The following is a 15,743-nucleotide window of genomic DNA, read 5'->3' on the forward strand; positions in this document are numbered from 1 at the left end:
AGTAACCCGTGATGCAGTTGTTATCTAATGAGACAGATGTGATCAACGCGAAGCGACCCCCCTTCGGGGGGTGCCGGCCTCACCGCATCCTGGCCACTATGTGATCTATCCCTCATCGCGTGCTCGATGTGATCTGAACCCAAGTACCTCGATAGGGACGCGCTGAGGCCGCCCAGCCTCGAATCCTGTTGAGAGCTAGGAAGATCAATGACGACGATCTCGACCAGTACACGCGGCACGGCGCCGCCCACCGAGCCCAGGCGGACCAGTCTTCGACGGGTGGCCGCGGCGAGCTCGATAGGCACCACCATCGAGTTCTACGACTTCTTCATCTACGGCACCGCCGCGGCACTGGTGTTCCCGACGGTGTTCTTCCCGGCAGCCGACGACGTGACCGCCACCATCGCGTCCTTCGCCACGTTCGCCGTCGCGTTCTTCGCCCGCCCGGTCGGCGCCATCCTGTTCGGCCACTTCGGCGACCGCATCGGACGCAAGCGCACCCTGGTGTGGACCCTGCTGATCATGGGTCTGGCGACCGTCGCCATCGGACTGCTGCCGGGTTACGAGACCGGGGTGTTCGGATTCGCCGAGTCCGGGATCGGTGTCTACGCGCCGATCGCGCTGGTCGTCCTGCGTTTCCTGCAGGGCTTCGCGGTGGGTGGCGAATGGGCCGGTGCGACCCTGCTGACCGCCGAATACGCGCCAGCGGGGAAGCGAGGCCTGTATGCCATGTTCCCGCAGCTCGGCCCGGCGTTCGCGTTCTTCCTGTCGAGCCTGACGTTCCTCGTCGCCAACGTGACCCTCGGCGAGACGAGTTCGGCCTTCCTCGACTACGGCTGGCGCATCCCGTTCATCCTGTCGTTCGCACTGGTCGCCGTAGGTCTGTGGGTGCGACTCGCGGTGGCCGAGACGCCGGTGTTCCGTGAGACACAGCGCGAGCACGCCGGCCGGAACGCGACCTCACAATCCGCACTGCCGTTCGGCGACGCCATGCGCCACCAGTGGAAGGAGATCCTCATCGCCGGCGGGTCGTTGGCCAGCCTGTTCTCGCTGTTCTACATGGGCACGGCATTCCTCACCAACTACGGAACCAAGACCCTCGAGCTGTCCCGGACCTTCGTGCTGACCGCGGGTATGGCCGCCGCGGTGGTGTTCGGACTGTCCACGGCCGCCTCGGCGATGTGGTCGGACCGGATTGGTCGGCGCCGGGTGATCATGACGTCGTGTGCCCTCGCCGTCCCGTGGGTGCTCGTGTTGTTCCCGATCCTGCAAACCGGTGGCGGGGTCGCCTTCGTCATCGGCCTGTTCGGCACACTGCTGATCTTCGGCATCGCCTATGGTCCGGCGGGCGCCCTGCTCCCCGAACTGTTCGAGGCCCGTTACCGCTACACCGGCGCCGGCATGGGCTACAACCTCGCCGGCATCTTCGGTGGCGCGATTCCCCCGCTGATCGCGGCGCCGCTGATCGCCGGACCGGGCGCACTCTGGGTCGGGGTGATGCTGGCAGGCCTCTCCGTGGTCAGCGTGGTGTGCACCTACCTGGTGGTGGAGACCAAGAACCGCTCGATGTAGCAGGCCCTGGCCGAAGGCCGATCACTCCGCCTGCTGATCGGCCTTCGTCAGGATCACGTACTGCGCCGAGATCTGCTGGTAGGCGTCCTGCTCGCTGCTCGACGACACCGAGGCCACGTACCGTCCGTCGCGGACGATGCACCAGTAGTACTGCGTCTTGGACTGGCAGGTCGCCACCGGCAGGCCGGGTGGGCTGTCGACGTCGGACCAGCCCTGATTTCGGTTCGATGCGACGAACGCGTCGAGGATCTTCTGGCTTCCCTGCGCTGTCTCGGCCCGGTAGACGGTGGAGCGCTCGACAGCGTTCGCCGTGGAACCGGTTTCGGTGAGCACGTTGAAGTCGGTCACCGGATCGCTGCTGGTGTGCGCCATCCCGCGCGGACCGTAGACCGCGCGCACGCTGCCGCCGGGCACGTTGGCCTTGGCGTCCTTCAGTTCCTCGTCGCTGTAGGGCAGCGCATAGATGAGTACATGGTCCTGATCCACCTGCGGGGCGCTGGACCCGGTGATGCCGCGGGCAGCCGCCTCGGCCTTGGTGGGGGTGGCGGGGAACTGGTCGATCAACGGCGTCTGCAGTTGCAGCGCCTTGCGGATCGTGGGTTCGAGCCGGTCCTGTTGGGCGGGGGTCGTCTCGTACCACTGGTAGAGCACATAGGTCTGCTGCGCCGTGAATGCCATGATCTGCCGGTTGCCGCCGCTGGTGCCGCGGACCACCAGAGTGTCGGGCCGGCCCGGCAGCGCGGTGGGTCGGGACCCAGCGTTCGTCGCCGCAGCGGCGGCCATCTGCTGCGCGGCGGCGGTCGCGTCGGCCGCGGTCAGATACCGCACCACCATGTTGTTGAGGCCGCGCCGCTGACCGGCCCGCAGACTCTCGTCCGGGGTCGCGGCCGTCGAGACGAAACCGCCGAGCATCTTCTCGTTGGCCGGGACGTCGGCGACCTCCGGCGAGAACACGAGCTTCAGATTGGACTTGCCGGTGATCACCATCGTCGGCAGACCACTCTTGGTGAGATCCGCGTCGATCTCGAACGGCACGACGATGAACTGCGCCATCCGCTGCCCTTCGACCTGCAGGATGTTGTCGGTGGTCGCCTTGCCGAACTCCGGTCGCGGCGCCGTCGGGTAGGCACCGGTGTCGAGGGCGGCGAGGTCGACCGACGGTTCCGCCGTCGACGTGACCGCCACGGCCTCGGCGCTCCTCGGTGCTCCGTCGATGGTGCAGCCGGTGACCGCGACCAGTGCCGCGGTCACCGCCAGCCATCCCATTATCGGTCGACGCATCGTCAACGTTCGTGCACGTTTCATCTCGGTTCCCCTCTCGCGCAGCACCCGACCGTTCCCGTCGGGCATCCACAACTGTGTCGTGGGTTCGATGCGGCGAGGGCCGACGAATGTTCCCCCCGGACTGCGCGTGTCCGAATGCAGACTAGTGCACCGAACGAATGACCAGCGCAGAATTCATCTCGGTAGACTACGGCCCCGGCAGACGTCAGAGATCCGTGTTCTGCTGCATTCTGTGACCGAATACGACCGGGGGAAACCATCGATGGGTGAGTCCGCGCCGCAGGACACGCCTCCCGGCGCAGCCCCGGCAGACGTGACCGCGGTGGTCGACGGTGCGGTCAAGGTACTGCGCGCCTACCAGCAGGATGCGCTCGCCGACGTCGCGCTGACCAAACTGAACCGCGGTGTGCAGGAGCGCACCGCGGTGGTGGTCGGCGAGGTGCAGCGCGGTAAGAGCTCGCTGGTCAATGCGCTTGTCGGACAACGTGATCTCTGTCCCGTCGGCGTCGACGTCACATCCTCGGTGGCGGTCGGCGTGACCCCCGACGCCGACCTCGAGACGGCCCGCATGGCCGAGCTGTTCTTTCCGACCGGACCACGGCGCATCGACGCCGCCGAGCTGGCCCAGTGGGTCACGACGACGGGTACGCAGGTGTGCGATCCGCGCGTCGATGAGCTGCCGACCGCCGCAGCGGTGGCCGTCCGGGATTCGCACATCAGGGACGTGACACTCGTCGACACCCCGGGCGTCGGGGGCCTCGACTCCGGGTTGACCCGGCTCGCGGCCCAGTCGGCCGAACAGGCCTGCGTGCTGGTGTTGGTGTGCGACGCGACCTCGCCGCTGACGGCGCCCGAGATGGCATTCGTGACCGAGGCGGCGGCCACCGTCGACTCGGTGATCGTGGTGGTCACCAAGACCGACAAGAACCTGCGTCGCTGGCGAGAGATCGTCGCCGAGAACGAACAGATCCTGGCCGACCGGCTGGGCCGGCCGGTGACGGTGTTCGGGGTGTCGAGCCTGCTCGCGGTGATCGCCGCCGATGTCGCCGACCCCGCTGTTCGAACGCGTCTCGAGGAGGACAGCGGGATCACCGCATTGCGCGCCGAGATCGGCCGGCGCCTCGACGCGGCCGCCGAATTGCCCCACCTCGATGCGGTGCGCACCTGTCTGGAGGGTCTGCGGTCGATCCGGAGCACGGTGAGCCGAGAACTCGACGCCGTGGCGGCCGGCGCCGACGCGCTGCCCGATCTGACCGCCGACGTGGCCCGCCTCGCCGAACTGCAGGAGCAGTCCCGGCAATGGGAGCAGTACCTGGCGCGCGACCTCACCCTGTTGCGGCAATCGGCGATCGACGACCTCGAACGCCGCCTCGACGAGATCCGCGGCAAGTGGACGACGTATGTCAACACCCACGGCATGGCGGTGCTGCGGCGCAGCGAGCAGAAGTTCACCGCGGACATGCAAACCGACCTGCAGCAGGCGATGGCGCAGACATTGTCGACCTTCCTGGCCCGGCTGCACGACGAGATCATCGCACCCCGCTTCGCCGACGACCCGAGTATCTGGGAGGAACTCAGCACTCGCATCGTCGCCACCATGCAGGACAAACGGATCGAGACCCACCAGGTCGGCAACAAGCGCCAGGGACTGCTCGACCCCACCCTGCTGACGATGGGTGTCGTCGGCGGCTCGACCCTCGGTGGGTTGCTCGGCCTGTCGGCGCTGATGGGCGTCGGCGTGGTGGTCGGGACCGTGTGGGTGGGTGTGAACCTGAGCTTTCGGGCCATCCGCGCCGGCAAGACCAACCTGCTCACCTGGCTGCGCGAGACGATCGCCACCACCAAGGCGGCCACCGGCCGGCTCCTGGAGAGTGCGGTGGCGCAGTCGCGGCCGGAGATCATCATCCGCTACCGCGACTATCTGCGGACCAGCATCGAACAGTTGCAGAAGACCATCAACGAGGTGCAGAAGTCGGCGTCGGCCGACGCCGCCGCGCGCGAGAAGACCACCGCCCGGCTGACCACCAACCTGCAGATCGTCGACAAACGGATCGCCGCTGCCGAACAGCTGCTGGCGGGAGACCGGTCGTGACGCGCCCCGACCCGGTGCACGCCACCCTCGACCGCGGCCTGCACCAACTCGCCGCGCTCGGTGGCGATCTCGCCACCCACGCCAACTCGATCGGCACCATCCTGTGGTCGCCGCCGCGGGTCGTCATCGTCGGACGACTCAAAGCGGGTAAGTCGACGCTGGTCAACGCCCTGATCGGGGCGCCGGTGGCCGAGACCGCCGCGTTGGAGGCCACCAACACCGTGACCGTCTACCAGGATGGCTCGCCGTCGCGGGCTGAGGTGGTCGGCGTCGACGGACGGCGTCATCCGGTGGCCGTCGGTGCACATCCGCGTGTCTCCTTGCCGCTGCCCACACCGGACATCGCCTATGTGGACCGATGGCTGCCGTCGGCGGCTTTGCGGCGGCTGACCCTCATCGACACCCCGGGCCTGTCGACGCTCACCGTGGCCAACGACGCCGCGACGCGACGCGCCACGATCGACGGATTCGAGCAGACCCGCAGCGCATCGATCGACGCCGATGCGGCCGTGTTCCTGTTCGACGCCGCACCGCGGACCGACGAGATCGATTTCCTCTCCCAACTGCCGTTTACGCCGCTGAACATGCTCGGCGTGCTCTCGCGTGCCGATTCCTTCGGCGAGGGCCCATTCGGTCGTCGTGATCCGCTCGGACACGCCGCCGAGCATGCGGTACGGATGGCGCGGCAGCTGTCGGCGACGGTCAGCACCGTCGTGCCGATCTCCGGGCTGATGGCCCAGACCAGCCACACCGGGATGCTCACCGAACAGCACGCCGCCGCACTCGGCCGGCTGCGCGCGATGCCGGCCCTCGAGGTGATCCGCACCTTCGACACCGACGAGGCCGACGAGATACTGCCGCTGTCTGTGCGGGTCCAATTGCTGGGACTGCTCGGCGAATACGGTGTCCTCAACGGACGTGAGATCGCCGCGGGCGGTGCGGCCGCGCTGAACGCGTGGCTCACCGACAGATCCGGGATCGGTGGACTGATGCGCGCGCTGGACGCCACCACCACGCGCTTCGCCATCCTGCATCGCGCACACCGCATCCTCGCGCGGCTCGACCAGCTCGCGTTCACGCATCCGGCGCGCGACCAGATCCGTTCGCTCGCAGCACAGTTGCGCGCCACGCCGGCGCTGCACCCGGTGACCGTCCTCGAGGACTACCAGCGCATGCTGCGGACCGATCCGCAGGCAGCGGTCACCGACGAACTGCGCACCGTGTTGACCGCGACGACCCCGGCCGGACGCCTCGGACTGCCCGACGACGCGCCGCCGCCGGCGGTGGCCGCCGAAGCCGCACGACGGCTCGCCCATGCGCAGCAGCGTTCGCTCGCGACCGGTTCTGCGGCGGAGGATGCGGCGCTGGTCACTCTCATCCGCACCTACACCACACTGACCACCACCCGCTGAGCACCACTCGACCAAGGACCCACAGCCATGACCCCGCCACCCATGACGACCGCAGCCTGGACCCTGGCCATCGACTTCGGCACGTCCAACTCTGCTGCCGCCCACTCCGGTGCGACCAGTGGTGGCATCGAGACGCTGCCGCTGTCGCACACGAGCAACCTGATGCCGTCGGCGGTGTACGTCGCCCCCCACGGCGGCCAGATCACCGTCGGCGAAGCGGCGATCAATGCGGCGCAACAGAATCCGGCCGGTTTCGTGGCTTCCCCGAAACGGCTGATCGGGGCCGAGCCGACCTGTACCGTCCACGGGCAGACCATGCAGACCCACGTCCTGGTCTCGGCGGTGATCCGGGCGATCATCGCGCGCGGGATGGCGGCGCACGCCGGCGCGCCGCCCACCCAGGTGGTGCTCACCCATCCCGAAGCGTGGGCGCAGCAGCAGATCCGCGTGCTCGTCGACGCCGCGGCGGCCGCCGGAATCCATCCGTCGCGCATCGCGACCGTCTCCGAACCCCGGGCAGCCGCCGCGCACTACGCCCGGTCGCATGCGATGCAGCCCGGCGCGCGGATCGCCGTCTTCGACTTCGGTGGCGGCACACTGGACATCGCGGTGCTGACGGTGACGGCACACAATGCCTTCGAAGTGATCGCGGCGCGCGGCGACAACGGGTTGGGCGGCAAGAACCTCGACGCCATTGTCCAGCGTTGGGTCGAAGAACGGCTGGCCGACCGCGACCCCGACCTCGTGACCTGGCTGCGTCGGCAGGCATCCGTGGATGTGATACAGAGCCTGCAGGATTCGATCCGCCACGCCAAGGAACTGCTGTCGGAGGCGCCGTCGGCCACGATCACCGTGCCCACCCCGTCGGGCCGCACCACCCTGCAACTCACCCGCGACGAATTCGACGAACTGATCGAACCCGCTGTGTCACAGGCGATGCAACTGACCCGCGCCGCTCTGCACGATGCGGGCGTCACCCAGCCGAATCAGCTCGCCGCGCTGTATCTCACCGGCGGGTCGTCACGTATCCCGCTGATTCAGCAACGGCTCACCGAACTCGGTCCGGTCGCCACCTTGGACGATCCGAAAACCGTTGTCGCGCAAGGTGCGCTAGTGACCGCGATCGCCGAGGCGGCCCCACGCACCCACGAGCGACCCGCCACGGTGCCGGGGCCAGGCGATCTGATGGTGCCGCCCGCGACACCGGGCACCGGTGAACGTTCCGCGTCGGCGCCGCAGGCGCGTCCGGCGGCATCCGGTGGTCGCCGGTGGGGCCGGATCGCCGCGATCGCGGTCGGTGTGGTCGCGGTGGTGGGGATCGGGGCCGGGGCGGCCGCGTTGGTGACGTCGTCGGGCGATGACGCCCCCAACCCCGACAACGCGGCGCTCTCCGGCACGGCCGAAGCAGAGGGCAACGGCGGGGCAGCGACCGCCGCGGGCGAGACCGGCAAGGACGGTGGCCGCATCCTGACCGACGAGACCGAACTCATGGCGGCGCTGCCCGGGCCGCTGCAGGCATCGGTGACCAACTGCCGCAAGACCGGATTCAACAGCAACGACGCCGTGAAGATGCTGTGCGACATAGCCGACGACAGCACGCTGGCCGAACTCGGGGAACCCGACTCCCTGACCTACTTCATCTCATTCCATGTCGACGACAACGAAGCAGACTCCACCATCGTCAACATCCGCAACGGCATCTACTCCGACGGCACAGGTGAACTTGTGGAGGATTCCGACCGGGTGTCGGCCGCCGACATCGCGCCCCGCTCGAGCGTGGAGTCGGGGTACAAGATCGACTACGCCAACACGTCGACGGGGCTGCTGATGGACGTGTTCGGTGTTGCCACGCTCGACGATGGCCGAACCTTCCTGACCCGGTCCGGCCTGATGAGCTGAGGACGATTCCGGCCGCCGGGAACATTCTCACCGTCTGCTGTCGTCAGATCCTCGACAACAACGCAGACACGCCCCGCCGAGCGGGGTACCACGAAAGGTGAGAATCATGTCCGACAGCACCGCCAACAGCAACAGCAACACCACCGCGTCGAGCACCGCCCCCGAGGGAACCACCCACAGCGCGGTCGACATCGACCGCGACGGCAACGTCGACGTCGTGCACGGCACCACCGCCGACGGCACCGCGATCAACTCCTACCTCGACGACGCCGGGAATGTGGTGCTCGTGGAGGGCGACACCGATCACAACGGCACCTACGACACCGTCGTCTACGGCGGCCCGGACGGCACCACCATCGTCGAATCCGACTCCGACGACGATGGTTCGGCCGACGTGGTCGCCAAGCTCTCGGCCGATGGTGACGTGATCCAGATCGACGGCGTCGAGCACGGACAGGTCGTGTCGTCGGCGATGGATGTCGACGGTGACGGCAACCTCGACGTCCAGTTCGTCGACACCGACCGCGACGGCGAGTTCGACGCGACAGTGTTCGACGCCGACAACGACGGCACACCGGACACGGTGGTCCACGACACCGACGGTGACGGCCACGCCGACCAGATCGCGTACTACGGCGAGACCGACACCCCCGAGACGGATGCCGCCGAGATGGACACCCCCGAGATGGATGCCACAGCCGAGACCCCCGACACGACCGGCTACGAGCAGACCGATCCCACCGGTTTCGACGGATTCTGACCGGCGTCGAGGACCACGGCATGATGAGCACGATGATCCGCGGGACCGTGACGGTGGGGGCGCAGACCCACGTCTTCGGTCATCTCCCGCACCTGACCGTCGGGTCGTCGACGCGCGACGACGTCGTCGTCGACGATCCGCTCGTCACCGCCGGTCACCTGCGGATCGACTGGCGGAGCACCGGCTGGTGGGTATCCGCCGATGCCGCGGCGCCGGCCTACACGGCCGGCGTCGCGGTGACCGAGATCCTGATCGCCGATGTGACGCGGATCAGGATCGGTGATCCCGACGACGGCCCGGTCCTCATCTTCGCGCTGACCGACTCGGACCCGGTCGATCACGACACGGTGCAACTCGCCGATGCACCGCGAACCCTGACCTGTGCTCCGGACGGGATGTCGTTGCGCCACACCGCCTCCGACACGGTGATAGACGTACATGGCATCCTCACCGTCGGCCGCACCCCGGACAACGACCTCGTCATCGACGATCCCTTGGTCTCGCGCCACCACGCACGAATCGCGCTGCAATCCGACGGCGACCTCCTGGTGGATGATCTGGCGAGTAGCAACGGGACGCACGTGGACGGCCGCCGGATCACCCGTGCCCGACTGCCCGACGGATCGGTACTCACCGTCGGAAACACCGACTTCGTGGTGCGTGGTCGGCAGTTGCTGCGCGGCGAGACGCCCACTGCCGGCGACGGACTGATGCTCCACGGCGTCGGCTTGACGCTGGGAGCGGACACCACCCTGCTGCGTGACGTCGAGTTCACCGCCCGCCCGGGCACCTTGACCGCGGTGATCGGTCCCTCGGGAGCGGGCAAATCCACCGTGGCCGCGGTGATGGCCGGACTGACCACACCCACCGCTGGGGTGGTCACCTTCGACGGCCGCGACGTCCACGGGGAATACGACACACTGCACACCCGGATCGGGATGGTGCCGCAGAGCGATGTTCTGCACCGTCGGCTGACGCTGCGCCACGCGCTGCGGTACGCCGCCGAGATCCGGCTGCCGGGCGACCTCACCGCCGACGACCGGAATCGGGTGATTGCCGGCGTCCTGGCCGAACTGCACCTCACCGAGCATCTCGACACCCGAATCGACATGTTGTCCGGCGGACAGCGCAAGCGGGCGTCGATGGCGATGGAGTTGCTCACCGGCCCGTCGCTGCTGATCCTCGACGAACCGACCTCGGGACTCGACCCGGCGCTGGACCGTCAGGTGATGGCGGCGTTGCGACGCCTGGCCAACGCCGGGCGGGTGGTGTTGGTGGTCACCCATTCGTTGGCGAACCTGACGCTGTGCGATCAGGTGGTGATGCTCGCGCCGGGTGGCCGCACCGCGTTCGTCGGTCGGCCCGAGGAGATCCCGATCGCCTTCGGCACCACCGACTGGGCGGAGATCTTCACCGTCCTCACCGCGAATCCGGTTCTGGCCCATCGGCGCCATCTCGAGCGCACCCGTGCCACCGCCCCGCCGAATCCGGTGCGACGGCCGACCGGCGCCCCGGTGTGTGTTCCCCGGGTGTCGGCGATCGATCAGTGCAGCACCGTCGTTCGGCGACAGATCCGACTCATCGTCGCCGACCCGGGATATCTGACCTTCCTCGCGGTGCTGCCCGTGGTGCTCGGACTGCTCACGTTGATCGTCCCCGGAGCGGCCGGCTTCGGGGTCAACGAAGCGTCCGCGACCGCCGGTGAAGCCCTGCAGATCCTGGTGATCCTCGTCGTCGGTGCGACGTTCATGGGCACGGCACTGACCGTTCGCGATCTGGTCGCCGAACGTGACATCTTCGCCCGCGAACGGGCCGTGGGACTGCGCGCCGGCGCGTATCTCGCCGCCAAGGTGCTCGTGTTCTCGGCCGTCGCGATCTGCCAGACCGCCGTGATGCTTGCGATCACCTTTGCCGGCAACGGAACTCCTCGTGGCGGCCTGGTCGGTGCGGCACCGCTCGAACTGTTCGGCATCCTGGCAGCGTTGGCGGCGGTGAGCGCAGTGGTGGGATTGGCGGTGTCGGCGAGTGTGCGCTCCGTCGAGCAGACCATGCCGCCGCTGGTGGTGCTCGTGCTTGCTCAGCTGGTGCTCTGCGGTGGACTGTTCCGGCTCACCACACCCGTCCTCGCGCAGCTGCCGTGGCTGTTCCCGTCCTATTGGGGCTACACCGCTGCGGCCGGAGCTGTTGACCTGAAGGCGATCTCACCGCTCGCGCCGCAGACCGCCGACGCCGCCATCTGGGAATCAGAGTTGTCCAACGCGGTCCTGGCCTACAGCGCCCTGCTGCTCATAACGACCGTCCTGCTCGTCGTCACGATGTCGCGACTCACCGATCGGGGCGGTCGGGTCGGGGGGCGGTGATGGCGGCGTGTCTGCGGTGCACGCCACTCGCCCCCGACCACGGTGGGTGGTCGGGGGCGAGTGGGTTCGGTGCGACGGGGTCAGAGGAGAGTGTCGTCCTGGGCGGGGCCGCTGCCATAGCCACCGGAGCCGGTGTCGTCCTGGCCGTAGGAGCCACCGGGACCGCCATAGCTGTCGGCGTAGCCGTCACCGTCGGTGTCGGCGGCGTAGGTGTCGACCTGGCCATCACCGTCGGTGTCGGCGACGACGTAATCGACACGGCCGTCGCCGTCGCGGTCGTAGGACACCCGGTCGGCGTAGCCGTCGCGGTCGGTGTCCTCGATGAGGGTGTCGGGTCGTCCGTCGCCGTTGCTGTCCAACGTCGACGCGACGACCTGACCGTTCTCGACGGTGTCGACCTGGGTCAGGTCGCCGTCGCGGTCGATGTGGGCGATGGTGTCGGCTCGGCCGTCGCCGTCGTCGTCGTGGGCGACGAGCGTGGTGCCGTCGGCGGTGGTCACCGCCGCGGTGTCGTAGCGGCCGTCGCCGTCGGTGTCGGCCTCCACAAGGGTGACGTTGCCGGCGTCGTCGTAGTGGACCGAGACGGTGTTGCCCTGCTCATCGGTGGTGTGGCGGACGTTGTCCTGATCGCTGGAGCGCATGGCGGGTGGTCCCTTCCGGTGGTCTGTGATCGAGCGTGTCGTGGGTCTGACGTGATCGGCGGTCTGCGATGTTCCCGGCGTCGATGAATCAATTCTTGTCGACTTCCGCAGTTCCCCCGCAGGAACAATCCCGCCTGCCCGTAGCATCACACAGGGGACCGGCCGCCATGTGGTGGCGACAACGGATTCATCCGAACGGAGGGTATTCACATGCAGGAGGAGCCGTCGATCCTGGCTTCGCTCGGCATCGACCCCGCCGGCGCGCCCCCGCCGCCAGACGCTGTCTGGGACGCGGCGATGCGGGCCGCGTTCGACCCGTCGTCGACGGCCGACCCCGACACCGTGCCCGACATGGACGACACCCCGCCGTCGCCCGAGGAGGCAGACGACGAACAACTCGTCGTCGACCCGGCGGTCGATCATGCACCCGACGACCATGACGTGGCACCGGCACCCGACGTGACCGGCCCCGACGAGATCGCGCTCGACGACGCGGACCTCCACGAATCGGACCTGGATGCCGCGGAGACCGACGAGGACCTGTCGGCGGGCGACGCCGGCCCGGACCCGGCCGACGCCGTCGATCCGCACGACGGTCACTACGAACTCTGAGATGGTGTGCGGGACCGATAAGCCGGCGGAACTGATGGGTGGGGAAACTGATGGATGAGGCCGCGCTCCTGATGCGGGCACGCGACGGTGACCAGCGTGCCTTCGCCGAGGTCGTCGGCGCCCACCGCAACCACGTGTGGGCCGTCTGTCTCAACATCTGCGGTAACCCGCATGACGCCGAGGACGCCCTGCAGAACACGCTTGTCGCGGCCTGGCAGAATCTGCACAAGTTCCGGGGCGAGGCCCGCTTCTCCACCTGGCTGCACCGCATCGCCGCCAACAACGCGCTGACGGTGGTGCGCAAGCGCAAGACCAATACCCAGATCACCGATTTCAGTGATCCCGACGAGCCCGTCCAACTCAGCGACGACGACGCGGGCCCACGTTTCGACGAACGCATCGCGCTGCGGGATTCGTTGCGCGAGGCACTTTCCCGACTGCCCGAGGAGTTTCGCGAGGCCATCGTGCTGCGCGAGTTCGGCGACCTCACTTACGCCGACATCGCCGTGCAGCAGGGGGTCGGTGTGCAGACCGTGAAATCGCGACTCAACCGCGCGCGCACGCAGCTGCGCGACATCATGCGCGACCGGGTGGACGCCGGTTAGGCAACTCGACCCAGGCACCTCATCTCTCGCCAGAGACCTTCCGCGCGCCGAGGGTCTTCGGCCAGAGGTGAGGTCTCTGGTTCTGGATGCAGCGGAACGCAACGATGGCCGTTGGAACTCGTGATGGGGTTGTGACCTGCTGAGGTTGTCGAGACCCACGACTGTTAACTATCGTCACAGCAGTCACATCAGTAACACTCGCCCCATTGCCAGCCTCGGGGCCGCGCTCCTACGGAAGGTCTCGCGACAGTGGTTTCCGCACGTCCCCGGCACGCGCGTGCCCGTTCGCTGTCTCTCGCGGCGATCGGGTTGGTGCCTGCGCTGCTCGTCGGCGGGCTGCTGACCGCGCCGCGAGTGCTCTCCGAAGACGTGGCGCTGTCGGCCGGTTCCGAGGTGACACTGATCGGCCACGGCCACGGACATGGTCGCGGGATGGGTCAATGGGGTGCGTACGGCTACGCCCAGAAGGGCTGGTCGGCGACACAGATTTTGCGCCACTATTACGGCGGCACCACCGCGGGGAAGGTGGACAGGCCCGAGATCACGGTCGCTCTGACCGGGAAGAACTCGGTGAATGTGCACGCGGACGCCGGGATGCGAGTCGGTGGCCAAATGGTGGCTCCCGGACAGGCGGTCAGCCTGTCCGGGGGTACCGCCACCATCACCAGCGGGTGCGGTGGCGGTGTCGTGCGGTCGGTTCCGGCGCAATGGGTTGAGCCGATCAACATGGGCCCGAGTCGCCCGCCCGGCGAGTTCCTGAAATTCTGTGGCTCCAATCAGGCCTATCGCGGCGCCCTCGGCTACGACGGCGGACGTGTCTCCAACCGCATCCACATCGACGACTACGTCAAGGGTGTGATCCCCAAGGAAAGCGTGCCGGGCTGGGCGGATTCCGGTGGGGCAGAAGCGCTCAAGGCACAAGCTGTCGCGGCGCGCACCTATGCGCTGGCCGCGATCGCCGGTGGCAAGAAGATCGACGACACCCAGAACTCGCAGGTGTATGGCGGTGTGGCGGGCGAGGATCCGCGCACCAACCGCGCCGCCGACGCCACCCCGGGGCAGATCCTGCTGCAGGGCGGCAAGCCCGCCTTCACCGAATTCTCCGCCTCCACTGGCGGTTACACCGCGGGCGGCCGTTTCCCTGCGGTGCGCGACGACGGCGATACCGTCTCGCCGAACCACAACTGGACCGCGACGATCGGCGCCGGCACCGTCGGCTCCGCGTTCGGCGTCGGCGCGCTGCGCGCGCTGGAGGTCGTGGAGGCCAACGGCCTCGGTGCCGAGGACGGCCGCGCGATCAAGGTCCGCGCCGTCGGCTCCGGCGGAACTGTCGAGGTCAGCGGCGAAGAGGCCCGCACCCGACTGGGACTCAAGTCGGCGTTCTTCTCGGTCAAGGGGCAGGCCATCCGACCGAAGATCGTGAAGCCACCCACCGGTCCCGACATGCCCGGCGGTGGCGGACTGGACCTGGGCAACCTGCTCAGACTCACCGACCAACTCCTGCCCGGCGCCGAACAGCTCCTGTCGACGGGTACCGAGGCCATCAACGGCCGCTACGGCGAGCTCGGCGGGGTCACCGGCCCGCTCGGTCAGGCGATCGGCGTACCGAACCTGACCCCGGACGGGAACGGTGTGATCGCGGTGTTCCAGCGCGGCATGATGCTGTTCAGCGAGCAGACCGGTGCGCATGCATTGGTCGGCACGAGCCTCGCCGACTACCTGTCCGGTGGTGGGCAGCCGGTGCAGGGATTCCCGGACGCCGATCGCCTGCAGTAGTGACGCATGACGCTGGGCCCGCCGTGGGGGTCAGTTCGCGTCCGGGCCGGCTTCGATGATCTTCTTGGCCACCTCGATCAGTTTTGTGTTGCTGTCCTGGGACAGCCGCGCGAGCAACCGGAACGCCTGGTCGGCATCGACCTGGTAGCGCTCCATGATCATGCCCTTCGCCTGCCCGATGATGTCGCGGGAACTCAGCGCGGTGAGCAACTGGTCCTTCTCGCGGACCGCGGAGAACGCGGTGGCACAGTGCGCGGCGAACAGCTGGCCGACCGCGATCGCGTCGGGCTCGAACGCGTGCGTGGTGGTGCTCAACAGGTTCAGTGCGCCGAAATCGTGCCCGTCGATGTAGAGGCAGAAGCAGGCCATCGATCCGATGCCGAGTTCGGTGGCGGCCTCGGCGTACCGTGGCCAGCGGTTCTCGCGGCGCATGTCGTCGATGATGATCGTGGTGTCGTCGACGGCCGACCGCACACACGGGCCCTCGTTGAACTCGCGCTGCAGGGCGTCGGACTTCCCGGCGAGGTCGCCGACGACGACCGGGGTCTCGATCCGGCCGGCGGTCACCATGGTGACGCTGGCGAACTCGGTGCCGGGGACGGAGTCGACGGCGGCGGCGGAGATGCGTCCGAGTACTGCGGCGGTGTCGTCGCCCTCGGTCCGAATCTCCCGGATGAGTTCGGCCATTCTGGTCGTCTGCGTCTCGTTCATGGTCATTCCTCCGCGAATC

At 68.1% G+C, this 15,743-nt stretch carries 12 protein-coding genes; 9 read left to right on the top strand and 3 right to left on the bottom strand.

Annotated features, from left to right (window positions below; translation table 11 throughout):
• The first annotated feature begins 207 nt into the window (after positions 1-207).
• Complete coding sequence (locus NWF22_RS10890; protein WP_160901727.1) at positions 208-1,572, top strand: MFS transporter; 1,365 nt, start codon at positions 208-210, stop codon at positions 1,570-1,572.
• A 21-nt stretch (positions 1,573-1,593) separates the two neighbouring features.
• Here NWF22_RS10890 and NWF22_RS10895 read toward each other — a convergent pair whose 3' ends face one another.
• A complete protein-coding gene (locus NWF22_RS10895) occupies positions 1,594-2,877 on the bottom strand; it encodes a DUF7373 family lipoprotein (protein ID WP_233751031.1) in 1,284 nt (427 codons plus the stop codon).
• Positions 2,878-3,118: 241 nt separating this feature from the next.
• Here NWF22_RS10895 and NWF22_RS10900 point away from each other — a divergent pair, with 241 nt between their 5' ends.
• The 5 genes from NWF22_RS10900 (at position 3,119) to NWF22_RS10920 (ending at position 11,379) form a co-directional block, all read left to right on the top strand.
• The gene (locus NWF22_RS10900; protein WP_160901728.1) at positions 3,119-4,948 is read left to right on the top strand and encodes a dynamin family protein; all 1,830 of its coding nucleotides are present in this window, start codon (positions 3,119-3,121) and stop codon (positions 4,946-4,948) included.
• On the top strand, positions 4,945-6,360 hold the full coding sequence (locus tag NWF22_RS10905; protein ID WP_258321385.1) for a GTPase: 1,416 nt from the start codon (positions 4,945-4,947) through the stop codon (positions 6,358-6,360). Before NWF22_RS10900 ends, NWF22_RS10905 begins: the two co-directional genes overlap by 4 nt.
• Positions 6,361-6,387: 27 nt before the next feature.
• Positions 6,388-8,259 (top strand): Hsp70 family protein, encoded by a 1,872-nt coding sequence (locus NWF22_RS10910; protein ID WP_233751034.1) that lies wholly within the window; start codon positions 6,388-6,390, stop codon positions 8,257-8,259.
• A gap of 106 nt (positions 8,260-8,365) precedes the next feature.
• A complete protein-coding gene (locus tag NWF22_RS10915) occupies positions 8,366-9,019 on the top strand; it encodes a hypothetical protein (RefSeq protein ID WP_160901729.1) in 654 nt (217 codons plus the stop codon).
• Between the two features lie 20 nt (positions 9,020-9,039).
• Complete coding sequence (locus NWF22_RS10920; protein WP_160901730.1) at positions 9,040-11,379, top strand: ATP-binding cassette domain-containing protein; 2,340 nt, start codon at positions 9,040-9,042, stop codon at positions 11,377-11,379.
• Positions 11,380-11,459: 80 nt separating this feature from the next.
• On the opposite strand, the gene NWF22_RS10925 is transcribed toward NWF22_RS10920, so the two are convergent.
• Positions 11,460-12,020: a hypothetical protein gene (locus NWF22_RS10925; RefSeq protein WP_160901731.1), complete on the bottom strand. Its 561-nt coding sequence runs from the start codon at positions 12,018-12,020 to the stop codon at positions 11,460-11,462.
• 210 nt (positions 12,021-12,230) lie between these two features.
• On the opposite strand from NWF22_RS10925, the gene NWF22_RS10930 reads away from it, so the two are divergent.
• From NWF22_RS10930 to NWF22_RS10940, 3 genes are all read left to right on the top strand, one after another.
• A complete protein-coding gene (locus NWF22_RS10930) occupies positions 12,231-12,632 on the top strand; it encodes a hypothetical protein (protein WP_160901732.1) in 402 nt (133 codons plus the stop codon).
• Between the two features lie 50 nt (positions 12,633-12,682).
• Positions 12,683-13,237 carry an RNA polymerase sigma factor gene (locus NWF22_RS10935; RefSeq protein WP_160901733.1) on the top strand — a complete coding sequence of 185 codons (555 nt, stop codon included), beginning with the start codon at positions 12,683-12,685 and terminating at the stop codon, positions 13,235-13,237.
• A gap of 249 nt (positions 13,238-13,486) precedes the next feature.
• A complete protein-coding gene (locus NWF22_RS10940) occupies positions 13,487-15,013 on the top strand; it encodes a SpoIID/LytB domain-containing protein (RefSeq protein WP_258321386.1) in 1,527 nt (508 codons plus the stop codon).
• 30 nt (positions 15,014-15,043) lie between these two features.
• On the opposite strand, the gene NWF22_RS10945 is transcribed toward NWF22_RS10940, so the two are convergent.
• Positions 15,044-15,730 (bottom strand): GAF and ANTAR domain-containing protein, encoded by a 687-nt coding sequence (locus NWF22_RS10945; protein ID WP_373691994.1) that lies wholly within the window; start codon positions 15,728-15,730, stop codon positions 15,044-15,046.
• Between the last annotated feature and the right edge of the window lie 13 nt (positions 15,731-15,743).

This window comes from Gordonia mangrovi, assembly GCF_024734075.1.
Classification (GTDB): Bacteria; Actinomycetota; Actinomycetes; order Mycobacteriales; family Mycobacteriaceae; genus Gordonia; species Gordonia mangrovi.